The 21510-nt window shown below is 60.1% G+C and carries 19 protein-coding genes and 1 pseudogene; 4 read left to right on the top strand and 16 right to left on the bottom strand.

The features are described 5' to 3' along the window. Window positions 1–26: 26 nt before the first annotated feature. From ACM6IP_RS07815 to ACM6IP_RS07795, 5 genes and pseudogenes are all read right to left on the bottom strand, one after another. Window positions 27–1121, bottom strand: coding sequence for a polyamine ABC transporter substrate-binding protein (locus ACM6IP_RS07815; protein ID WP_414861233.1), 1095 nt, complete (start codon window positions 1119–1121; stop codon window positions 27–29). Between the two features lie 258 nt (window positions 1122–1379). After that, window positions 1380–2492, bottom strand: a complete 1113-nt coding sequence (locus tag ACM6IP_RS07810; RefSeq protein WP_095164692.1) for a polyamine ABC transporter substrate-binding protein — start codon at window positions 2490–2492, stop codon at window positions 1380–1382. Window positions 2493–2660: 168 nt separating this feature from the next. Continuing rightward, window positions 2661–4025, bottom strand: coding sequence for an aspartate aminotransferase family protein (locus tag ACM6IP_RS07805; protein WP_159998479.1), 1365 nt, complete (start codon window positions 4023–4025; stop codon window positions 2661–2663). A 55-nt stretch (window positions 4026–4080) separates the two neighbouring features. Beyond that, window positions 4081–5439 (bottom strand): glutamine synthetase family protein, encoded by a 1359-nt coding sequence (locus ACM6IP_RS07800; RefSeq protein WP_095164694.1) that lies wholly within the window; start codon window positions 5437–5439, stop codon window positions 4081–4083. A gap of 161 nt (window positions 5440–5600) precedes the next feature. Continuing rightward, a pseudogene (locus ACM6IP_RS07795) lies at window positions 5601–5897 on the bottom strand (gamma-glutamyl-gamma-aminobutyrate hydrolase family protein); the annotation flags it as partial. A 278-nt stretch (window positions 5898–6175) separates the two neighbouring features. Between ACM6IP_RS07795 and ACM6IP_RS07790 the strand changes: the two are divergent. Next, entirely contained in the window at window positions 6176–7552 is a 1377-nt protein-coding gene (locus ACM6IP_RS07790; protein ID WP_320333231.1) for a glutamine synthetase family protein, read from the top strand. A gap of 229 nt (window positions 7553–7781) precedes the next feature. Then, window positions 7782–8432 carry a TetR/AcrR family transcriptional regulator gene (locus ACM6IP_RS07785; RefSeq protein WP_095164695.1) on the top strand — a complete coding sequence of 217 codons (651 nt, stop codon included), beginning with the start codon at window positions 7782–7784 and terminating at the stop codon, window positions 8430–8432. A 49-nt stretch (window positions 8433–8481) separates the two neighbouring features. Here ACM6IP_RS07785 and ACM6IP_RS07780 read toward each other — a convergent pair whose 3' ends face one another. The 10 genes from ACM6IP_RS07780 to argE form a co-directional block, all read right to left on the bottom strand. Further along, window positions 8482–8697 carry a TOBE domain-containing protein gene (locus ACM6IP_RS07780; RefSeq protein ID WP_003213899.1) on the bottom strand — a complete coding sequence of 72 codons (216 nt, stop codon included), beginning with the start codon at window positions 8695–8697 and terminating at the stop codon, window positions 8482–8484. Window positions 8698–8730: 33 nt separating this feature from the next. Continuing rightward, the gene (ssuB, locus tag ACM6IP_RS07775; protein ID WP_095164696.1) at window positions 8731–9537 is read right to left on the bottom strand and encodes an aliphatic sulfonates ABC transporter ATP-binding protein; all 807 of its coding nucleotides are present in this window, start codon (window positions 9535–9537) and stop codon (window positions 8731–8733) included. Next, on the bottom strand, window positions 9534–10322 hold the full coding sequence (ssuC, locus tag ACM6IP_RS07770) for an aliphatic sulfonate ABC transporter permease SsuC (protein ID WP_159998483.1): 789 nt from the start codon (window positions 10320–10322) through the stop codon (window positions 9534–9536). The genes ssuB and ssuC overlap by 4 nt, the downstream gene beginning before the upstream one ends. An 8-nt stretch (window positions 10323–10330) precedes the next feature. Beyond that, window positions 10331–11479 (bottom strand): FMNH2-dependent alkanesulfonate monooxygenase, encoded by a 1149-nt coding sequence (ssuD, locus tag ACM6IP_RS07765; protein WP_095164698.1) that lies wholly within the window; start codon window positions 11477–11479, stop codon window positions 10331–10333. A 25-nt stretch (window positions 11480–11504) separates the two neighbouring features. Continuing rightward, window positions 11505–12470 carry a sulfonate ABC transporter substrate-binding protein gene (locus tag ACM6IP_RS07760; protein WP_159998485.1) on the bottom strand — a complete coding sequence of 322 codons (966 nt, stop codon included), beginning with the start codon at window positions 12468–12470 and terminating at the stop codon, window positions 11505–11507. Between the two features lie 90 nt (window positions 12471–12560). Then, complete coding sequence (gene ssuE, locus ACM6IP_RS07755; RefSeq protein ID WP_095164700.1) at window positions 12561–13154, bottom strand: NADPH-dependent FMN reductase; 594 nt, start codon at window positions 13152–13154, stop codon at window positions 12561–12563. 349 nt (window positions 13155–13503) lie between these two features. Continuing rightward, complete coding sequence (locus ACM6IP_RS07750; protein WP_159998489.1) at window positions 13504–14142, bottom strand: peroxiredoxin; 639 nt, start codon at window positions 14140–14142, stop codon at window positions 13504–13506. Window positions 14143–14425: 283 nt separating this feature from the next. Next, entirely contained in the window at window positions 14426–15799 is a 1374-nt protein-coding gene (locus ACM6IP_RS07745; protein ID WP_095164702.1) for an OprD family porin, read from the bottom strand. Between the two features lie 494 nt (window positions 15800–16293). Continuing rightward, window positions 16294–17592 carry an amino-acid N-acetyltransferase gene (gene argA, locus ACM6IP_RS07740; RefSeq protein WP_095164703.1) on the bottom strand — a complete coding sequence of 433 codons (1299 nt, stop codon included), beginning with the start codon at window positions 17590–17592 and terminating at the stop codon, window positions 16294–16296. Window positions 17593–17726: 134 nt separating this feature from the next. Then, window positions 17727–18875 carry an acetylornithine deacetylase gene (gene argE / locus ACM6IP_RS07735; protein WP_095164704.1) on the bottom strand — a complete coding sequence of 383 codons (1149 nt, stop codon included), beginning with the start codon at window positions 18873–18875 and terminating at the stop codon, window positions 17727–17729. Between the two features lie 156 nt (window positions 18876–19031). Here argE and ACM6IP_RS07730 point away from each other — a divergent pair, with 156 nt between their 5' ends. Continuing rightward, window positions 19032–20399 carry an inorganic triphosphatase gene (locus ACM6IP_RS07730; RefSeq protein WP_095164705.1) on the top strand — a complete coding sequence of 456 codons (1368 nt, stop codon included), beginning with the start codon at window positions 19032–19034 and terminating at the stop codon, window positions 20397–20399. Between the two features lie 67 nt (window positions 20400–20466). On the opposite strand, the gene ACM6IP_RS07725 is transcribed toward ACM6IP_RS07730, so the two are convergent. Further along, the gene (locus ACM6IP_RS07725; protein ID WP_095164706.1) at window positions 20467–20940 is read right to left on the bottom strand and encodes an Lrp/AsnC family transcriptional regulator; all 474 of its coding nucleotides are present in this window, start codon (window positions 20938–20940) and stop codon (window positions 20467–20469) included. Between the two features lie 126 nt (window positions 20941–21066). Here ACM6IP_RS07725 and ACM6IP_RS07720 point away from each other — a divergent pair, with 126 nt between their 5' ends. Then, window positions 21067–21405, top strand: coding sequence for a hypothetical protein (locus ACM6IP_RS07720; protein WP_414861232.1), 339 nt, complete (start codon window positions 21067–21069; stop codon window positions 21403–21405). The last annotated feature ends 105 nt before the right edge of the window (window positions 21406–21510 follow it).

Below are 21510 nucleotides of genomic sequence, written 5' to 3'. Positions count from 1 at the left end.
CCCTTGGATAGTTTGAGCCTTTGTCACTATTTACCCGACTTGACCTTGGTCCAGCTGCGGGTCATCAAACGTTGAATGTTCGGTGGCAGCTCGATCGACACGTAGGTCTTGTCGAGGACCGCCTGGGGTGGATACACCGACTCGTCTTCGCGGATCGACTGTTCCATCAACTTGTCCGACCCCGGGTTCGGGTTGGCATAGCCCACGTAATCGCTGACCTGGGCAATCACCTCAGGCTTGAGCAAGTAGTTGATGAAGGCATGGGCTTCTTTGACGTTGGACGAATCCTTGGGAATCGCCAGCATGTCGAACCACAGGGCACCGCCCTCTTTCGGGATCGAGTAGGCGATGTTCACGCCTTTGCCGGCCTCTGCAGCCCGGGCCTTGGCCTGGAACATGTCGCCAGAGAACCCGATGGCCACGCAGATGTCGCCGTTGGCCAGGTCCGCGATGTATTTGGAGGAGTGGAAGTACGTCACGTAAGGCCGCACCGCAAGCAACTTGGCTTCGGCCTTCTTGTAATCGGCAGGGTTGGTGCTATTGGCATCCAGGCCCATGTAGTTGAGGACCGTGGGCATCATTTCATCGGCGGAGTCGAGGAACGCAACGCCACAGCTTTGCAGTTTCTTGATGTTTTGGGGCTCGAATACCGCTGCCCAGGAATCGATCTTGTCGACCCCCAGTACCGCCTTGATCTTGTCGACGTTGTAACCGATGCCGTTGGTGCCCCACAGGTACGGCACGGCGTACAAGTTGCCCGGGTCGTTCTGTTCCAGGCGCTTGAGCAGCACCGGGTCGAGGTTGGCGTAGTTGGGCAGTTGCGACTTGTCGAGCTTCTGGAAAGCCCCGGCCTTGATCTGCTTGCCCAGGAAGTGGTTGGACGGCACTACCACGTCATAACCTGTGCGGCCGGCCAGCAACTTGCCTTCCAGGGTTTCGTTGGAATCAAACACGTCATACACCGGCTTGATGCCCGTGGCTTTTTCGAAGTCCGCCAGGGTCGATTCGCCGATGTAGTCCGACCAGTTATAAATATGCACGGTGGGGGCGGCTTGCACACTGGCTGCGAGTGTCAGACCGGCGCCAATCAGCATGGTTTTACGAAACAAAGAAATAGGCAAGTGGAGGTCCTCTGAAATAGTTGGGCCCAAGTTGCCCAGCGTTACATGACAGCCATGGCTGCCTGGCAACAAAACCGGCGCGCAACTTACCCTCGATAAACCGATCCAGCAAAACTTTTATGCAGATACACCTGTGGGAGCGAGCCTGCTCGCGATGGTCGTCAACGATAACGATGGGTTCCTGACACCCCGCGGCGCTCTCAGGTTCATCGCGAGCAAACCGCAAGCGGGCACCCGCTCCTACAAGGGTTCTACTTGTTATTTACCCGATTTGATCTTGGTCCAGCTGCGGGTCATGATCCGCTGGGTCGCAGCCGGCAAGTCGGCAATCGCGTACAGCTTGGCCAGGACGTCCGCCGGTGGATAAACACCCGGGTCGCCGGTGATGTCTTTATCGACCAGTGGGGTTGCAGCGGCGTTACCGTTCGGGAAGCGTACGGCGTTGGTAATCTCGGCCATGATTTCCGGCTTCTGCAGGAAGGTCATGAACTTGTAGGCGCCTTCGACGTTCTCGGCATCTTTAGGGATGGCGACCATGTCGTAGAAGCTGCCTGCACCTTCTTTGGGAATGTTGTAGCTGACCTTGACCTTGTCACCGGCTTCACTGGCGCGGGTCTTGGCCTGGTAGATGTCGCCCGAGTAACCGATAGCCACGCAGATGTTGCCGTTGGCCAGGTCGGAAATGTACTTGGAGGAGTGGAAGTAGCCGATCGAAGGACGCACTTTGAGGAACAGCGCTTCAGCTTCGGCCAGTTGTTTTTTATCCTGGCTGTCGGTTGGGTAACCCAGGTAGTGCAGTGCCACCGGAATCATCTCGGTTGGCGAATCCAGGACGCTGATCCCGCATGCTTTGAGCTTGGCGGCGTTTTCCGGCTTGAAGATCAAGTCCCAGGAGTTGGTCGGTGCGTCGTCACCCAGTGCAGCCTTGACCTTCTCGGCGTTAAAGCCGATGCCGATCGAGCCCCACATGTACGGGAAGGCGTGCTCGTTACCCGGGTCGCTGACCGAAACGGCCTTGAGCAAGTCGGTATTGAGGTTTTTCCAGTTCGGCAGCTTGGACTTGTCCAACTTCTGGTAGACACCGGCCTTGATTTGCTTGGCCAGGAAGTTGTTCGACGGCACGACGATGTCGTAGCCGGATTTGCCTGCCAGCAACTTGGCTTCCAGGGTTTCGTTACTGTCGAAGACGTCGTAGACAACCTTGATGCCCGACTCCGCCTCGAACTTCTTGACGGTGTCCGGCGCAATGTAGTCGGACCAGTTGTAAACGTGCAGTACTTTGTCATCTGCCTGAACCGCGCCCGCCATCACGCCCATCAGGGACATGGCAAGGAGTGTCTTGCCTGCGAGCTTTTTACCGAGTGCCTTCATGCGTAATGCTCCAAATTTTTCTTTTTTGAACCACCTGTTCCGCGCCGAACCCGGGCGACTGGAACCGTGGCTAGTCTGGCAACATCCATGGCGGTCTTTCAAGGAAAGGCCAAGCTTTCTGACCGCTCTGAGCGAAAGTTCATACAACTCCCGCTCAGAGCCTAGCACTTAGCCCTGCAACACACTCAGGGTCAGGTCCAGGCACTTGCGTGCCTTGGCCACCAGCTCATCGATTTCTGCCGGTGTGATCACCAGCGGCGGAGCGATGATCATGGTGTCGCCCACTGCGCGCATGATCAGCCCGTTGTCGAAGCAGAACTGCCGGCAGATCATGCCCACACCCTTGCCTTCGTAACGTTTGCGCGTGGCCTTGTCCTGAACCAGTTCGATTGCCCCCAACAGCCCTACTCCGCGAACTTCGCCCACCAAAGGGTGGTCGTTCAGCTCACGCAGACGCTTTTGCAAATACGGTGCCGTTTCTGCGTGGACGCGCTCGATAATTTTTTCGTCGCGCATGATGCGGATGTTTTCCAGGGCCACTGCTGCTGCCACCGGGTGACCGGAGTAAGTAAAGCCGTGGTTGAAATCACCGCCCTCGTTGAGTACCTCGACCACGCTGTCACGCACGATCAGGCCACCCATCGGGATGTAGCCTGAGGTCAGGCCCTTGGCGATGGTCATCATGTCGGGCTTGAGGTCGTAGAAATCGCTACCGAACCACTCACCGGTACGGCCGAAACCACAAATCACCTCATCGGCGACGAACAGGATGTCGTACTTGGCGAGGATTTCCTTGATGCGCGGCCAGTAGCTTTCAGGCGGCACGATCACACCGCCGGCGCCCTGGATCGGCTCGGCAATAAAGGCGCCGACGTTGTCGACACCGACTTCGAGAATCTTTTCTTCCAACTGGTTGGCAGCCCAGATCCCGAATTCTTCCGGGGTCATGTCGCCACCTTCACCGAACCAGTAGGGTTGCGGAATGTGCACGATGCCCGGGATCGGCAAGTCGCCCTGTTCGTGCATATAGGTCATGCCGCCCAGGCTGGCGCCGGCCACGGTCGAACCGTGGTAGCCGTTTTTGCGGCTGATGATGACTTTCTTGTTCGGCTGGCCCTTGATCGCCCAGTAGTGGCGAACCATACGCAGCATGGTGTCGTTGCCTTCGGAGCCGGAACCGGTGAAGAACACGTGGTTCATGCCTTGCGGGGCAATGTCGGCAATCGCCTTGGCCAGTTCCAGCACCGGTGGGTGAGCGGTCTGGAAGAACAGGTTGTAGTACGGCAGCTCGCGCATCTGTTTGCTGGCGGCGTCCGCCAGTTCGTCGCGACCGTAGCCGATCGCCACGCACCACAGGCCGGCCATGCCGTCGAGGATCTTGTTGCCTTCGCTGTCCCACAGGTAAACGCCCTTGGCGCTGGTGATGATGCGCGGGCCTTTTTCCTTGAGCTGCTTGAAGTCACTGAACGGCGCCAGGTGATGGTCGTTGCTCAGGCTTTGCCATTCACGGGTTTGCGGGTTGTTGCTAGTCATAAAGCGCTCCTTCCTAGTGAGGTGAGGGTGCGGCTGGTGGGCCGCACCCGGCGTGTCAGACGGCGAATAGCAGGAATTCCCGTTCCCACGAACTGATCACGCGCTTGAAGTTTTCATGCTCGGCCCGCTTGACCGCGACGTAGCCAGTGATGAAGTTGTGACCCAGGTATTTCTCGATGGTCTTGCTGTTTTCCATACGCTCCAGGGCGTCTTCGATGGTCAACGGCAGACGCAGGTTGCGTCGCTCGTAACCACGTCCAACTACCGGGGCGCTTGGGTTGAGGCCTTCGACCATGCCGATGTAGCCGCACAACAGGCTCGCGGCAATCGCCAGGTACGGGTTGGCGTCGGCGCCCGGCAGGCGGTTTTCCACCCGACGGTTCTGTGGCCCCGCATCCGGAACCCGCAGGCCCACGGTGCGGTTCTCTTCGCCCCATTCCACGTTGACCGGTGCCGAGGTGTCCGGCAGGAAGCGGCGGAACGAGTTGACGTTGGGGGCGAACAGCGGCAGCAGTTCAGGGATGAACTTCTGCAGGCCACCAATGTGATTGAGGAACAGCTGGCTCATGGTCCCGTCTTCATTGGAGAAGACGTTCTTGCCAGTCTCGATGTCGATGATGCTCTGGTGCAGGTGCATGGCGCTGCCCGGTTCGCCCGTCATCGGCTTGGCCATGAACGTTGCTGCCACGTCGTGCTTGAGCGCGGCTTCGCGCATGGTGCGCTTGAACACCAGAATCTGGTCGGCCAGGGACAGTGCGTCACCGTGACGGAAGTTGATTTCCATCTGCGCCGTACCGTCCTCGTGGATCAGCGTGTCCAGGTCCAGCTCCTGCAGTTCGCACCAGTCGTAGACGTCTTCGAACAACGGGTCGAATTCGTTGGCCGCTTCAATGGAGAACGACTGGCGACCGATCTCCGGACGCCCGGAACGGCCGATCGGCGGTTGCAGCGGATAGTCCGGGTCGTCGCTGCGCTTGGTCAGGTAAAACTCCATTTCCGGCGCCACGATCGGCTGCCAGCCCTTGTCGGCATAGAGTTTGAGGACCTTCTTGAGCACGTTGCGCGGCGACAGCTCGATCGGGTTGCCCTGCTTGTCGTAGGTGTCGTGGATCACCTGGGCGGTCGGCTCGATGGCCCAGGGCACGAGGAACACTGCGTTCTGGTCGGGACGGCAGATCATGTCGATGTCGGCCGGGTCGAGCAGCTCGTAATAGATGTCGTCTTCGACATAGTCGCCCGTCACTGTTTGCAGCAGCACACTCTCGGGCAGGCGCATGCCTTTTTCGGCAATGAACTTGTTGGTCGGCGAAATCTTGCCGCGGGTGATCCCGGTCAAGTCGGCGATCATGCATTCGACTTCTGTGATCTTGTGGTCTTTCAACCAATCGGTGAGCTGGTCGAGGTTGTTACTCATAAATGCCTCTGGGCTGAGTGTCCTGACTTCATTAAGAGTCAGGCGATGTTTGACGCATCCGCGTCGCGTTGTCGTGTCTGGGCCATGGCCAAGCCATGCGGGTTAAAGCTTACCTGCCATTGGGGCCTGGTTTGCACACTTGCAGCAAAAGCCGTGCGTGCAGGAACACCAACGCCGGCGCGAATCAATGGGCAGGGAGTGGCAACGCGTGCAGAATCATGAGCAGTTCCCGGCGTACTCGCAGGACCGCTATAGTGAACAGGATCTATATTGGAAGAAGTGCCACTAAAGAGAGGGGCTTCCACAACGTCCAGAATATCGGACGGGGATAGCTGCTCCGGCAACGCCGGCAGGCCCTTGGCCGCCGCGCGGACGGACGTGTCGCCACTGATGTGGCACGCATGCAGACCGATCTGCCTGGAGCAGGTGGTCACGCCGATTGACGGCAGGCGAGACATGAAGCACCCCGGTATTATTGCTGTTATGGGTTTGATTCGAGCTTAGCCTTGTTCATTTTTTTACACAACACCCCCGTAAAAAATACAACACGGCCCGCTCAAGCCTGCGGGCGGCAACGAAGGGAAAGGGATCAAAACGCCCCAAACTGCCTCAAAAATGCCCTTCGAGCGCTTTTTTAGGGCAAAAAAGGCCTCGCTTGACTTCGGCATGCCGTTCGGGTTGACTGGAATCTGAAAAGATCAATGATTGATATTTTTAACAACAAAGGTGTTGCATCATGTCGGTACCCCCGCGTGCCGTTCAGCTTAACGAAGCGAACGCGTTCCTTAAGGAACATCCTGAGGTTCTGTACGTTGACCTTCTGATTGCGGATATGAATGGTGTGGTGCGCGGCAAGCGCATCGAACGCACCAGTCTCCACAAGGTTTACGAGAAAGGCATCAACCTGCCGGCCTCTCTATTTGCTCTGGATATCAATGGTTCGACGGTGGAAAGCACCGGCCTGGGCCTGGACATCGGCGATGCTGACCGAATCTGCTATCCAATCCCCGACACCCTGTGCAATGAGCCTTGGCAAAAGCGCCCTACCGCGCAACTGTTGATGACCATGCACGAACTCGAAGGTGAGCCATTCTTCGCCGACCCGCGTGAAGTACTGGCCAATGTAGTGCGCAAGTTTGACGAAATGGGCCTGACTATCTGCGCCGCCTTCGAACTGGAGTTCTACCTGATCGACCAGGAGAACGTGAACGGTCGTCCGCAACCCCCTCGCTCGCCGGTTTCCGGCAAACGCCCGCACTCGACACAGGTCTACCTGATCGACGACCTCGACGAATACGTCGACTGCCTCCAGGACATCCTGGAAGGTGCGAAGGAGCAAGGCATCCCGGCTGACGCCATCGTCAAGGAAAGTGCTCCGGCGCAGTTCGAAGTCAACCTGCACCACGTTGCCGACCCGATCAAGGCCTGCGACTACGCGGTACTGCTCAAGCGTCTGATCAAGAACATCGCCTACGACCATGAGATGGACACCACCTTCATGGCCAAGCCTTACCCAGGCCAGGCGGGTAACGGTCTGCACGTCCACATCTCGATCCTTGATAAAGACGGCAAGAATATTTTTGCCAGTGAGGATCCCGAGCAGAACGCCGCACTGCGTCACGCGATCGGCGGTGTGCTCGAGACCCTACCGGCGCAGATGGCCTTCCTCTGCCCGAACGTCAACTCCTACCGTCGTTTCGGCGCACAGTTCTACGTGCCGAACTCGCCGTGCTGGGGCCTGGACAACCGCACCGTGGCGATTCGTGTGCCAACCGGTTCCTCCGATGCCGTGCGCATCGAACACCGCGTGGCCGGCGCCGATGCCAACCCGTACCTGCTGATGGCTTCGGTCCTGGCAGGCGTGCACCACGGCCTGGTCAACAAGATCGAGCCTGGCGCACCGGTGGAAGGCAACAGCTACGAGCAGAACGAGCAAAGCCTGCCGAACAACCTGCGCGATGCATTGCGCGAGCTGGACGACAGCGAAGTCATGGCCAGGTACATCGATCCGAAATACATCGATATCTTCGTGGCCTGTAAAGAGAGCGAGCTGGAGGAATTCGAACACTCCATCTCCGACCTCGAGTACAACTGGTACCTGCATACCGTGTAAGCGGTTGCGGTAAAAAAAACGCCATCGTGCCTAATTGGCCGATGGCGTTTTTTTATGGCCGCCTCTGGCGAATAGTCGGAGCGCCGCCATCGCGAGCAAGCTCGCTCCCACAGGGCCTTGTTTAGCACCCGGATACTGCGTGCGTAGCAGATCCTTGCTCGCGATGGCGGCCGACGAGACAACACACAACCCGACTCGTACAATGCCCCCTGCCCTGCAGGAGACTTCAATGACCCGGCCCGCCACTCTTCGTAAACCCCGTGCCCGCAGCCAGGCGCGAATCGATTCGATCCTCGATGCCGCCCGCACACTGCTGGCCGCCGAAGGCGTGGCCAGTTTGTCGATCTACAGTGTCGCCGAGCGCGCGGAGATCCCGCCCTCCTCCGTCTACCATTTCTTCGCCAGCGTCCCGGCCTTGCTCGAAGCCCTGACGGCCGACGTCCACGCCGCGTTCCGCGCCTGCCTGCAAGCACCTATCGACCATGACACCCTCAGTGGCTGGCGTGACCTGTCGCGGCTGGTCGAGCAACGCATGCTGCAGATCTACAGCGAAGACGCCGCCGCCCGCCAGTTGATCCTGGCCCAGCACGGGCTCACCGAAGTCACCCAGGCCGACCGCCAGCACGACCTCGAACTGGGCGACCTGATGCACACCCTCTTCGACCAGCACTTTGCACTGCCAGCGCTGCCCACCGACGTCGACGTGTTTGCCCTGGCCATGGAGCTGGGTGATCGGGTGTATGCGCGCTCGGTGCAGCAGCATGGGCAGATCACCCCGCGCATGGCGGAGGAAGGGATGCGGGTGTTTGATGCGTACCTGGGGTTGTATCTGCCGCCTTACCTGCCTAAACGCGCTGGTAATCCCCCAGCAAGCCCATAAAAAAACCCCGAAGGGCTCACACCCTTCGGGGTTGTTCGTAGCGCACGGCTTACAACTTGGCGATCGAGACCTCGGTGGACTTTACGAAGGCGATCACTTCGCTGCCGATCACCAGTTCCAGCTCCTTGACCGAGCGGGTGGTGATCACCGAGGTGACGATACCGGAAGCGGTTTGCACGTCGATTTCCGACAACACATCGCCTTCGACGATTTCCTTGATGGTGCCTTTGAACTGGTTGCGAACGTTGATGGCTTTGATAGTCATGAGGGTGATTCCTGTCGTGGGAAGAACGATGAGTTATTGAGCCCAGCGCAATTGCGTGGGCAAGGGTGAAACAGGTTCCGGCTCGGGCGGTACGCCCGGCAGGGCCAACACTCGGTTGAGCACTTCGGTTTCCAGCGCTGCCAGTCGATGTGAACCGCGAACCCGAGGGCGCGGTAACTCGACGTGCAGGTCCAGGCCAATCTCGCCCTCCTCGATCAGCAGCACCCGGTCGGCAATCGCCACGGCTTCGCTGACATCGTGGGTCACCAGCAACACGGTAAAACCATGCTGCTGCCACAGGCGCTCAATCAGTTGCTGCATTTCAATCCGGGTCAGGGCGTCCAGGGCACCCAGCGGCTCATCGAGCAACAGCAGGCGCGGCTGGTGGATCAGTGCCCGGGCCAGGGCCACCCGTTGTTTCTGCCCGCCGGACAATGCCGCCGGCCACTCATCGGCGCGGTCGGCCAGGCCCACCGCCTCCAGGGCATCCAGGGCCTGCTGGCGCCAGTTGCCCTTGAGGCCGAGACCGACGTTGTCGATGACCTTTTTCCAGGGCAGCAAACGCGCCTCCTGGAACATCAGCCGGGTGTCCTCCCGGGCCTCGCTGAGCGCTGCCGAGCCCGCCAGCAATTGTCCGTCCGTTGGCTGGTCGAGGCCGGCGAGCAAGCGCAGCAAGGTGCTTTTGCCGCAGCCGCTACGACCGACCACCGCGACGAACTGACCGGCCGGAATATGCAGGTCGATGTCGCGCAGCACTTGCCGCGCACCAAAGGTCTTTTGCAGCTTGCGCACCACCAGGGGAATCCCGCGCAGCAGGCGCGGCGGTTGTTGAGCCGTCATGCTGCATCTCCCTTGGCCACTTGATAGGCCGGATGCCAGCGCAGCCACACCCGTTCCAGGCCTCGGGCCGCGAGGTCGGCCAATTTGCCGAGTACCGCATAGAGCACAATCGCCAGCACCACCACGTCGGTCTGCAGGAACTCCCGGGCATTCATCGCCAGGTAGCCAATGCCGGAGCTGGCCGAGATGGTTTCGGCCACGATCAGCGTCAACCACATGAAGCCCAGGGCAAAACGCACCCCCACCAGAATCGACGGCAACGCACCCGGCAGAATCACCTGGCGAAACAGGCTGAAACCGCTCAAGCCATAGCTGCGCGCCATTTCCACCAGCGCCGGGTCGACGTTACGAATGCCGTGGTAGGTATTGAGGTAGATCGGGAACAACGTGCCCAAGGCCACCAGGAAAATCTTCGCCGACTCGTCGATGCCGAACCACAGGATCACCAGCGGAATCAGCGCCAGATGCGGCACGTTGCGGATCATCTGCACCGAACTGTCGAGCAGGCGTTCACCCCACTTTGACAGGCCGGTGATGAAACCCAGCACCAGGCCGATGCCGCCGCCGATGACAAATCCGAGGCCAGCACGCCAGCCGCTGATGGCCAGGTGTTTCCAGATTTCGCCGCTTTGCACCAGGCTCACGCCCGCCTCGATCACCGCGATCGGAGCCGGCAGAATCCGCGTCGACAACCAGCCCGCCGACACCGACAACTGCCACACCGCCAGCAACAGCACCGGCAGGGCCCAGGGCGCGAGACTGTGGATAAGGGTTTGCTTCTTCATGGCGCGCCTCAGCTCTGGGACGCGGCTTTGGGAAGAATGTCGTTGGCGACCATTTCACCGAACGGACTGACGTAACCGCCCGTTTTTGGCAACTCGGGACGTTCGATGTCGAGGTGCGGGAACAGCAGTTCGGCCACCCGGTACGACTCTTCCAGGTGTGGATAACCGGAGAAGATGAAGGTGTCGATGCCCAGGTCCGCGTACTCCTTGACCCGTGCCGCCACGGTCGGGCCATCGCCGACCAGCGCCGTGCCGGCACCACCACGGACCAGGCCGACACCGGCCCACAGGTTCGGGCTGACTTCCAGGTTGTCGCGGCTGCCACCATGCAGCGCAGCCATGCGTTGCTGGCCCACCGAGTCAAAGCGCGCCAACGATGCCTGCGCCCGGGCAATAGTGTCGTCATCCAGATGGGAAATCAGCCGGTCCGCGGCCTGCCAGGCTTCGTCATTGGTTTCGCGCACGATCACGTGCAGGCGAATGCCGAAGCGTACGGTACGGCCCAGCTTGGCTGCCTTCTCCCGCACTTGCGCGATTTTCTCGGCAACCGCGGCCGGTGGCTCGCCCCAGGTCAAGACCATTTCGACCTGCTCGGCCGCCAGATCCTGCGCCGCTTCAGAAGAGCCGCCGAAGTACAGCGGTGGACGTGGTTGCTGGATCGGCGGATAGAGCAATTTGGCGCCTTTGACGCTGATGTGTTGTCCGTCGTAATCGACGGTTTCGCCTTCCAGCACGCGGCGCCAGATCCGGGTGAATTCCACGGAGGCCTGATAACGCTCTTCGTGACTGAGGAACAAGCCATCGCCCGCCAACTCTTCCGGGTCACCGCCGGTCACCAGGTTGAACAGCGCCCGGCCCCCGGACAAGCGATCCAGGGTCGCCGCCTGACGCGCCGCCACCGTCGGCGAAATGATCCCTGGGCGCAGGGCGACCAGGAACTTCAGGCGCTGGGTCACCGGGATCAGCGAGGCCGCCACCAGCCACGAGTCTTCGCAGGAGCGTCCGGTAGGGATCAACACCCCGCCGAAACCCAGGCGATCCGCCGCCTGGGCGACTTGTTGCAGGTAGCCATGGTCAACGGCGCGCGCGCCTTCGGCGGTGCCAAGGTAATGGCCGTCGCCGTGGGTAGGCAGGAACCAGAAAATATTAAGGCTCATGGAGTGGTCTCCTTGGAAAGTCGGGTTACTGGGTTTTGGCAACGGTCGCCGGCGGCGTCCAGATCACGTCTTTGATGCTCAAGGGTTTAGGGATCAACTTGAGCTGGTAGAAGCTGTCGGCGATTTTCTGCTGTGCCGCGACCACTTCCGGAGTCAGGAAGTGCGCACCGTAGCCTTGGCGTTTCACCGAGGTCAGGGTGATGTCGGCGGGTAGGCCGAGCAGTGGCGCCACCTGCTTGGTCACATCCTCGGGGTTGGCCTGGGACCACTCACCGACAGCACGGACTTCATCCACCAGCGTCTTGATCACGGCCGGGTGCTGCTCGGCGTAAGGCTTGGTGGCCAGGTAGAACTGATGGTTGTCGACGATGCCTTTGCCATCACGCAGGGTGCGTGCCTGCAGTTGCTGTTCGGCGGCAGCCTGGTACGGGTCCCAGATCACCCAGGCGTCGACGCTGCCACGCTCGAATGCCGCACGGGCATCGGCTGGGGGCAGGAATACGGTCTGGATGTCGCTGTATTTGAGGCCGGCGTCTTCCAGGGCGCGCACCAGCAGGTAGTGCACGTTGGAGCCCTTGTTGAGCACGACTTTCTTGCCCTTGAGGTCCTGTACCGATTTGATCGCCGAGTCCTTCGGCACCAGGATCGCTTCACTGTGGGGAGCGGGCGGCTCGTAGGCGACATAGAGCAGATCGGCACCGGCGGCCTGGGCGAACACTGGCGGGGTTTCGCCGGTCACGCCGAAGTCGATGGAGCCGACGTTCAAGCCTTCGAGCAGTTGCGGGCCACCGGGGAATTCGGTCCATTGCACGTCGACGCCTTGGGCGGCGAGGCTTTTCTCCAGGGTGCCCTTGGCTTTGAGCAGCACCAGGGTGCCGTATTTCTGATAGCCGATACGTAACGTCTCGGCCTGAGCTTGAGTAATGGCGCCGAAGGACACAGCCGCAGCAAACAGAGCGACCAGACCGCGACGCAAAATGACAGGGCGCATGGCGCTCTCCTTTTTGCAGTGGGGTTGTGGCTGCACCTGCTTGCCCGTTAGCGGGCGAGTAAGGCCAGTACTTCAAACTTCGGGTAGGGCTCAAATGCTCCAGCGAGCACTCAACAAACGTTCATTCAACAGGTGTGGATCGAGCGGCTTCGGACGGCGGGCCATGGCGCTGAAAAACTGCTCCAGGGCCTCGTTCAACCGTTGCTCCAGCTCCGGTGCCAACTTCGCCTGGGCACTGCCTTCGCCATAGGCGATCTGGTTGTCTTCGGCAAAGATGCCATGCAGCATTTCCTGGGCCTTGAGCGCCGACAGCACCGGCTTGAGGGCGTAATCCACCGCCAGCATGTGGGCGATACTGCCGCCCGTAGCCATTGGCAGTACCACCTTGTGGCTCAGGGCGCGCTCAGGCAGCAGGTCCAGCACGGTTTTCAGTGCGCCCGAAAAGGACGCCTTGTAGACCGGCGTGGCGATCAGCAGGCCATCGGCATTGGCAATCTGTTGCAGCAGGTCGATCACCTTCGGGCTGTCGAAGCGGGCATGCAGCAAGTCTTCGGCCGGGAAGTCCCGTACCTGGTAACTCACCACTTCCACCCCCTGTTGTTGCAACCAACGCTGGGAGCGATCCAGCAGCACTCCGGAGCGGGAGCGTTGGCTGGGACTTCCTCCGAGTGAGACGACCAGCATTACCTTGATTCCTTGCATGTAGTGGGCGATTCGCAGCTTGCGATCTCGCGGTGTTGGAGTGACCTTAACAGGTGATTCATATATCTATAAATCATATTTATTCATTTGTTTATACTCAAAATGAATATACAAAACTGCCTTTACGCGGGCATAAAAAAAGGCCGTCGAAACGGCCTGAAAACCCCTGCATTGTGATTCTGGTTCCGGCGGATGCTTACGGTGATTGGTCCGGCCCCTTCGCGGGCAAGCCCGCTCCCACAGGTTATGTGCGATGCATTGTGGGAGCGGGCCGGGCGGCGTTCCGCTTGCCCGCGATGGGTTTATAAGGCGCGCCACGAGAGCTGGCGAATTACCGATTAGGCTGCGGCGTCAGGCGCAGGTACGGCTTCACCGCGCGGTAACCTTTGGGAAAGCGCTGGGCGATCTCTGCTTCGTCCTTGAGCGAGGGCACAATCACCACTTCGTCACCGTCCTGCCAGTTGGCCGGCGTGGCCACCTTGTAATGGTCGGTGAGTTGCAGCGAGTCGATCACCCGCAGGATTTCGTTGAAGTTGCGCCCGGTGCTGGCCGGATAGGTGATGGTCAGCCGAACCTTCTTGTTCGGGTCGATCACGAACAGCGAGCGCACGGTCAGGGTGTCGTTGGCGTTCGGGTGGATCAGGTCGTAGAGGTCCGAGACCTTGCGATCGGCGTCCGCCAGGATCGGGAAGTTGACCAGGGTGTCCTGGGTTTCGTTGATGTCTTCGATCCAGCGGTGGTGTGAGTCCACCGGGTCGACAGACAGGGCAATGGCCTTGACCCCGCGCTGGGCAAATTGATCCTTGAGCTTGGCGGTAAACCCCAGCTCCGTGGTGCACACCGGTGTGAAGTCCGCCGGATGGGAAAAAAGCACGCCCCAGCTATCGCCAAGCCACTCGTGGAAGCGAATGGTGCCGGCGCTGGAATCCTGTTCGAAATCGGGGGCGATGTCGCCCAGTCTGAGGCTCATGGTGCTGCTCCTGATGAGTGCGGAATGAGCCCACTGTGCCTAGAATTTTCTCTAATTAAAAAGAATAAATATTGATTTATTTATAACTGTAAAGAATATTAAATATCTGTTCACTGGACGCCCGCGCCCGCAGCGACCACGCTGCTGCCCAAGGTTCGAGAAGGCCTTGAGTTGCTGTAAAGAGGGAAGCTGGCGGGCACACGGGGGTGGGTCTGCCGGCAAACAAAAGCCCCGCCAGGCGCAATGCCTGGCGGGGCTTTTTTTATCAGTCTGGCGAGCGCTGTTACAACAGCGGGATCGAGTAGCTGACGATCAGGCGGTTTTCATCCTGGTCGCGTTGACCCGGGATGTCGTTGCGCCACATGGCGTTTTTCCAGGTCAGACCCAGGTTCTTCAGCGGGCCCTGCGGAATCACGTAAGCCACGGTCAGGTCGCGTTCCCACTCGCTGGCGCCAGTGGCGTTGACTTTGGTCTGTGGTTTGCTGGTGCCGACGTTACCCGAGGTGTCGATGTCGTCGCCACGCAGGTAGACGATACCCGCGGTCAGGCCAGGTGCGCCCACTTGAGCGAAGTCATAGGAGTAGCGAGCTTGCCAGGTACGTTCGCCAGCACGGGCAAACTTGGCAATCTGCATGTCGGTAGTCAGGTAAGCCGACGAGCCATCACCCTGGTTCAGCCAAGGGAAATCGCTGTCGCCGTTGCTGACCTGGTAACCGCCACCGAAGGTGTGACCGGATACCGTGTACAGCAGCAAGCCGCTGAACAGGTTGTTGTCGACCTTGCCCTTGGTGATGCCAGTGCCATAGTCACCGGTGGTGTAGTAGGCCGGATCGTTGCCGTTGGCACCGTCATCGCGGCTGTTGAAGTAACGGAAGTCCGACTTCAGCACGCCCGGGCCGATTGCCCAGTTGTGTACCAGGCCCAGGAAGTGTTGCTTGTAGAAATCGTCCAGGTTGCCGTAGTAGTACTGTGCGGTCAGGTCCTTGGTGATCTTGTAGTCACCGCCGCCGTAGATGAACTTGTTGCTGTCGCGACCCGAAGCCGTTGGGCTGTTGGCGCCAGCAATCGACAGTTCTTCGTTGTTGCTGGAGTTACGACCTTTGGCGTGCTCGATCTGGCCACCGACCAGGGTCAGGTCCTTGATCTCGTTGGTGGTGATCTGGCCGCCCTGGAAGGTTTGCGGCAGCAGGCGACCGTCGTTGGTCACGATCACCGGCAGTTTTGGCTGCAGGGTGCCGAGTTTCAGTTCGGTCTGGGAGATCTTCGCCTTGGCTGTCAGGCCCAGGCTCGAGAAGTTGTCCACGGCTTCACCGTTGGACTTGCTCGGGAACACAGTGCCGCCGTAGGAAGTTGCGGTGGCGCCGTTGGTGCCGCCGCCGGAGTCCAGCTTCACGCCCACCAGGCCGATGGCATCCAGACCGAAGCCCACGGTGCCCTGGGTGTAACCCGAGGTGAAGCGCAGATCGAAGCCTTGGCCCCATTCTTCCTGCTTGTTCTGTGCACCAGCGGCTTTGGTGTTGTTGTCGCGGTTATCGGTGTTGATGTAGAAGTTACGCAGGCCCAGGGTGGCCTTGCTGTCTTCGATAAAACCGGCGGCGCCTGCCTGCTGCGCGACAACCCCTACGGCCACTGCCAGGGCCAAGGTGGACTTGTTCATGTTTCACTCCTCTCGTTTCTAATTTTTGTGTTTCTTGGTCCAGGGTCTGATGCCCCGGATCCACAGATGCGCGATTAGCGCCAGAGCGTGACCGCCAAGTCAATCGTAACAAGGCATGTCTACGACCAAGGTCTAACCGCATGATTCGGTCTGTTCAGGTTAATGAATTTTTGATAAACCCAAAAAGAATTATTTCATCGTTTTTCATACGATTCGGGAATATAGCAAATCCACACTCGCCGAAGCGACGCAGGGTAGCGACAAAGTGTGTAATTCCTAAAAGGTATTTATCGGAGTGCCCTTAGATCGTTTGTCTGAATAGACCTTAATCAATCGTCAATCACGATCAAAAACGCGACTTCATTGGGCGAAGCGCGCATCATCCAAGGGAATTGTTACAGTTTGTGTATCGAGTGAAATATTTTCTCACTCGGGCACACGGCAGCCGTCAGCCCCGACCTTTGTCAACAAAAGCCGGGGCATCAGCGGGGGGATCAGAGGGCTTTTTCGAAGATTTTCGAATTGCGTTGGTAGTTGTACAGCGAGGCCCGCGCCGACGGCAGGCGCTCAACGCTGCTCGGCACAAAACCACGCTCGCGGAACCAGTGCGCAGTGCGCGTAGTGAGGACAAACAGGGTCTTGAGGCCTTGGGCCCGGGCTCGGCTTTCGATCCGTTCCAGCAGTTCGTCACCACGCCGGCCGTGCCGGTATTCCGGGTTCACGGCCAGGCACGCCAGCTCGCCGGCATCCGAGTCGGCAATCTGATACAAGGCCGCACAGGCAATGATCATCCCTTCGCGCTCGACTACGCTGAACTGCTCGATCTCGCGTTCCAGCACTTCGCGCGAGCGACGCACCAGGATCCCCTGCTCTTCCAGCGGGCTGATCAAATCCAGCAAACCACCGACGTCTTCGATGGCCGCCTCGCGCAGCAGTTCGAACTGCTCCTGGGCCACCAGCGTACCGCCACCATCACGGGTGAACAGTTCAGTGAGCAGCGCGCCATCTTCGGCATAACTGACGATGTGGCTGCGACCGACACCGGCGCTGCAGGCTTGCGCGGCAGCGTCCAGCAGTTCGGCCTGGTAGTTGGCACCCAGGCGTAACAGGTGAGCCGGTACCTGTTGCGGGCGCAGTTCACGGACCAGACGACCGTGTTCATCGATCAGCCCCGTTTCGGCGCCGAACAGCAGCAGCTTGTCGGCCCCCAGGTCAATGGCGGCGCGGGTAGCGACGTCTTCGCAGGCCAGGTTGAAGATTTCTCCGGTGGGTGAGTAGCCCAACGGTGACAGCAGCACGATGGAGCGCTCATCCAGCAGACGGTTGATGCCCTTGCGGTCGACCCGGCGCACTTCGCCGGTGTGGTGATAGTCGACCCCCTCGAGCACGCCGATCGGCCGTGCCGTCACCAGGTTGCCGCTGGCTACCCGCAGGCGCGAGCCCTGCATCGGCGAGGACGCCATGTCCATCGACAGGCGCGCCTCGATGGCGATGCGCAACTGGCCCACGGCATCGATCACACACTCCAGGGTCGCGGCATCGGTGATGCGCATCCCGTGGTGGTAATGCGGGGTCAGGCCGCGCGCGGCGAGGCGGGTTTCGATTTGCGGGCGCGAACCGTGTACCAGCACCAGGCGTACCCCGAGGCTGTGCAGCAACACCAGGTCGTGGACGATATTGCCGAAGTTCGCATGCTCGACGCCGTCGCCGGGCAGCATGACGACAAAGGTGCAATCGCGGTGAGCGTTGATGTAAGGGGAAGCGTGACGAAGCCAGTTGACGTATTCGGGCATAACACCTGCACCTGTAATAAATAGCAGCCGAAAAAAGGACGAAGCAAAACGCACAGCGGGCTGGTGGTTATCGTCGGAACAGGCTTGGCGACACGCGCGCTCTCCTCATGAATACGGGTGGTTGGCCCCGGGATTCAAGCCGGGGTCAGGCAGTAATGTTCGATCAGTTGCCGTAATAGATGCACGGTAGGCGTCAAACGTGACATTTCCAGGTATTCCCCCGGCTGATGGGCGCAGGCGATATCGCCAGGACCGAGCACCAGGGTTTCGCAACCCAGGCGCTGAAGATAAGGCGCTTCAGTGCCGAACGCTACTGCTTCGGCGCTATGCCCGGTGAGTCTTTCAGCCACCTGTACCAGTTCCGAATCTTGCGCCTGCTCAAATGGCGGCACTTCGGGGAACAGCGGTGCGTAGTCGATCTTCACCTGATGGCGTTCGGCGACCGGTCCCAACTTCTGTCGAATGGCATCGCGCAGGGCGTTGGGGTCCATGCCGGGCAAGGGCCGCAGGTCGAACTCCAGGGAGCACTGGCCACAGATGCGATTCGGGTTGTCGCCACCATGGATGCAGCCAAAGTTGAGGGTCGGTTGCGGCACGCTGAACTGCGGGTTGCGGAACTCGCGCTGCCACAGCAGGCGCAAGCCGCGCAGCTCGCCCATCGCATCGTGCATGGCTTCCAGGGCGCTGTGACCCAGGCGTGGGTCGGAGGAGTGACCGCTTTGCCCGAGGATGTCGATGCGCTCCATCATCACCCCCTTGTGCAGGCGGATCGGCTTGAGCCCCGTCGGCTCACCGATCACCGCCGCCCGGCCCAAGGGTTTGCCGGCCGCCGCCAGGGCGCGGGCACCGGACATCGAGCTTTCTTCGTCGCAGGTGGCAAGAATCATCAGCGGTTGCTTGAACGGCTGGTCGAGCAACGGCAGCACGGCTTCGATGGCCAGGGCAAAAAAGCCTTTCATGTCGCAGCTGCCCAGGCCGACCCAGCGGCCGTCGACTTCGGTGAGTTTCAGCGGGTCGGTCTGCCACAGCGCACCGTCGAAGGGCACCGTATCGCTGTGCCCGGCCAGCACCAGGCCGCCAGGGCCGGTGCCGAAGGTGGCCAGCAGATTGAATTTGCCGGGGCTGACCTGCTGGATGTCACAGGCAAAACCCAGGTCGCCGAGCCAGGTGGCCAGCAAATCAATGACCGGCCGATTGCTCTGATCCAGGTGAGCTTGAGTGCAACTGACGGACGGTGCGGCGATCAGTGCAGCGAACTGGTCTTTCATGGATGGCAAAGGCATCGCTGACTCCAACTCCCGGATTGAAGTCCATCATAGAACCATCCGGTCACCGGAATAAACCGTCGCGGCGCGCAGGTTTAGTGAGTGCTGTACACTGCACGGCCTTGGCAGCCACACATTTCCCCGGCTGCGCTCCCGATCCTGGATTTTCCGGCCATGCAGAAAGAAACCGAAATCAAACTCCGCGTCAGCCGCGAAACCCTCGCCGCCCTGCGCGAGCACCCGTTACTGAAAAAACGCAACAAAAGTGGCTGGGAACGCCGTGAGTTGATGAACCAGTACTTCGACACGCCAGAGCGTGACCTGGCCCGTGCCAAGGTTGCCCTGCGCCTGCGCCGCGACGGCGAAGAAGTGATTCAGACCCTCAAGACCCGTGGCCAGAGCATCGCCGGCCTGTCCGAGCGTAACGAATACGACTGGAGCCTGGCCAAAGCCAAGCTCGACGTGAAAAAACTCGACGGCGAATGCTGGCCTGAAGAGCTGGCAGAACTGGACAAAAAAACCCTCAAGCCGATCTTCACCACCGACTTCGTCCGCGAGCGCGCCGAAATCGCCTGGGGTCGCGGCAAGGCCAAGGTGGTCATCGAAGCTGCCCTGGACCTCGGCCACGTGGTAGTCGGCAAACAGAAAGAAGAAATCTGCGAACTGGAGCTGGAACTGCGCGAAGGCGAGCCGGCTGCATTGCTGGAACTGGCCGCCGAGCTGGCCGCGACCCTGGCACTGATGCCGTGCGACATCAGCAAGGCTGAACGTGGCTATCGCCTGTTCGACGCCCACAGCTATTCGCTGAGCCTGCCGGCCCCGCAACTGAGCTTCGAACTGCCGCTGGACGACGCCTTCGCCGCGCTGGGCTGGTACCTGCTGGGCAGCAGCCAGCGCCTGGCCGAGCAATATCGCTTCAATGGTCACTGGCGCCTGCTGCAAGACTGGGTCGAGAGCCTCGCCGAACTGCGCGCCCTGATCGGCAGCCTGGGCCAGGCCGCCCCGCGTCAGTCGACCCACGACCTGCGTGTGGCCCTGGATGCCTTGCTCGAAGACTGGCGTCCGCTGGTGCAGTTCGGCCAGGACGACGAAGACGTGCGCAAGGCCGCACCGGAACAGTTCCTCGAAGAACTCGAAGATCCGCGCTGGGGCCAGTTCTCGCTGAACGCCTCGCGCTGGCTGCTGGCCCGCACCTGGACTGCCGAGCGCAACACCCGCGGCAATCGCCAGGGCGCCGCGCAACTGGGTAACTGGTTGCCGCGCCTGCTGGGTGAAGAAGCCACTTCGCTGCAATTGCAACGCTACCAGCAACAACCCGAAGACCTCGCCGAGCAACTGCCGCGCATCGAGCGCATCCAGGCCTGGTTGCACCATGCCCGCGCGGTGCTGGACATCCCGGAAATGGATCGCCTGTACGGTGAACTGAACAAACTGGCGCAACTGGCCAACGAGCCAATCACCGACGAAGCGCTGGACGCACGCAAGCAGCAGGCGATCGCGGTGTATCAGAACCGTGCGTGGAAAATGCTGTTGCGCATGTAACACCGTCATCGCGAGCCGCCCGCTTGCGGGCGGCTCGCGATGAGGCCCGCACATTCACCAAAAGTCTTTACCCCCGCAATACCGGCAAACTGGTCGTCGACTTGATCTGCGATAAGGCCACGATCGAGTTCACTTCCTGGATCCCCGGCACCATCGACAGCTTCTCGAAGAAGAAGCGCTCGTAGGCCTCAATGTCGGCGGTGACGATGCGCAGCAGGAAATCTACCGCGCCCATCAGCACATAACACTCCAGCACCTCGGGAAAACCGCGAATCGCCTCGGTGAATTCGGTGAAGTTGGAGCGCCCGTGAGCGTTGAGTTTGACCTCGGCGAAGATCTGCGTGTTGAGGCCAATCTTCTTGCGGTCAAGCAGTGTCACCTGCCCGCGAATCACCCCCTCCTCCTTCATCCGCTGGATCCTGCGCCAGCAAGGTGACTGCGATAAACCGACCTGCTCGGCAATCTGCGCGCTGGACAGCGAGGCGTCCTCTTGCAATAGCGCGAGGATGCGGCGGTCATAGACGTCCAGCTCACTGTGCATAAAAAAACCCTTGAATACGTCATTGATGAATTGCTTGATTCGATATCAAACCAATATGCCCCATCATAGATAAGAAATACCCGGCTTCGAATGTAAAAATTCCTCCATTGATCTGGAGACCTCAGCATGCCCCCACTCGAAGCCGTCAGCACCACCCCTAGCCGCGCCGATGCCTGGCATGCCGGCAATGCCCACTGCTGCGTGCACTACCAGGTGCTCGCCGAAGCCGAACCCGACCTGTTGTGCCGGGCACTGAACCTGTTTGCCCTGCAGTTACTACTGCCACAAGCCGTCCACATGACCCGCGAGAATGATTTGCTGTCCCTCGATATCGTGATCGACGGCCTGAGCTGGCACCGCGCCGAGGTGCTCGCAGAAAAACTACGTAACTTGATCAGCGTCTGCTTGGTCCAGTTGCAACCGGCTGATTCACAATGGCTTGCACCGGTGCAGGCGGCAGGCTGAGGCTCGCGGTAAAACCTCGCAACGCTTGATCGGGCCAGGCTCGAACGGACGGCCCGCACGGGGACTAGGCTTGGCATTCAGAGCTGCCGACACAGCGATCGACAG

Source organism: Pseudomonas sp. IT-P176, from assembly GCF_949767245.1.
Classification (GTDB): domain Bacteria; phylum Pseudomonadota; class Gammaproteobacteria; order Pseudomonadales; family Pseudomonadaceae; genus Aquipseudomonas.
The sequence above is the reverse complement of the archived record's forward strand: the minus strand, read 5'-3'. Positions and strand labels throughout refer to the sequence as shown.

Coding starts and splice junctions, on each gene's coding strand:
- ACM6IP_RS07745 (WP_095164702.1), bottom strand. CDS start 15,799: ATGAACAAGTCCACCTTGGCCCTGGCAGTGGCCGTAGGGGTTGTCGCG.
- argE (WP_095164704.1), bottom strand. CDS start 18,875: ATGCCTTTGCCATCCATGAAAGACCAGTTCGCTGCACTGATCGCCGCA.
- argA (WP_095164703.1), bottom strand. CDS start 17,592: ATGCCCGAATACGTCAACTGGCTTCGTCACGCTTCCCCTTACATCAAC.
- ssuD (WP_095164698.1), bottom strand. CDS start 11,479: ATGAGCCTTAATATTTTCTGGTTCCTGCCTACCCACGGCGACGGCCAT.
- ACM6IP_RS07720 (WP_414861232.1), top strand. CDS start 21,067: ATGCCCCCACTCGAAGCCGTCAGCACCACCCCTAGCCGCGCCGATGCC.
- ACM6IP_RS07800 (WP_095164694.1), bottom strand. CDS start 5,439: ATGAGTAACAACCTCGACCAGCTCACCGATTGGTTGAAAGACCACAAG.
- ACM6IP_RS07750 (WP_159998489.1), bottom strand. CDS start 14,142: ATGAGCCTCAGACTGGGCGACATCGCCCCCGATTTCGAACAGGATTCC.
- ssuB (WP_095164696.1), bottom strand. CDS start 9,537: ATGACGGCTCAACAACCGCCGCGCCTGCTGCGCGGGATTCCCCTGGTG.
- ssuE (WP_095164700.1), bottom strand. CDS start 13,154: ATGCTGGTCGTCTCACTCGGAGGAAGTCCCAGCCAACGCTCCCGCTCC.
- ACM6IP_RS07760 (WP_159998485.1), bottom strand. CDS start 12,470: ATGCGCCCTGTCATTTTGCGTCGCGGTCTGGTCGCTCTGTTTGCTGCG.
- ACM6IP_RS07805 (WP_159998479.1), bottom strand. CDS start 4,025: ATGACTAGCAACAACCCGCAAACCCGTGAATGGCAAAGCCTGAGCAAC.
- ACM6IP_RS07780 (WP_003213899.1), bottom strand. CDS start 8,697: ATGACTATCAAAGCCATCAACGTTCGCAACCAGTTCAAAGGCACCATC.
- ssuC (WP_159998483.1), bottom strand. CDS start 10,322: ATGAAGAAGCAAACCCTTATCCACAGTCTCGCGCCCTGGGCCCTGCCG.
- ACM6IP_RS07725 (WP_095164706.1), bottom strand. CDS start 20,940: ATGCACAGTGAGCTGGACGTCTATGACCGCCGCATCCTCGCGCTATTG.
- ACM6IP_RS07810 (WP_095164692.1), bottom strand. CDS start 2,492: ATGAAGGCACTCGGTAAAAAGCTCGCAGGCAAGACACTCCTTGCCATG.
- ACM6IP_RS07790 (WP_320333231.1), top strand. CDS start 6,176: ATGTCGGTACCCCCGCGTGCCGTTCAGCTTAACGAAGCGAACGCGTTC.
- ACM6IP_RS07785 (WP_095164695.1), top strand. CDS start 7,782: ATGACCCGGCCCGCCACTCTTCGTAAACCCCGTGCCCGCAGCCAGGCG.
- ACM6IP_RS07730 (WP_095164705.1), top strand. CDS start 19,032: ATGCAGAAAGAAACCGAAATCAAACTCCGCGTCAGCCGCGAAACCCTC.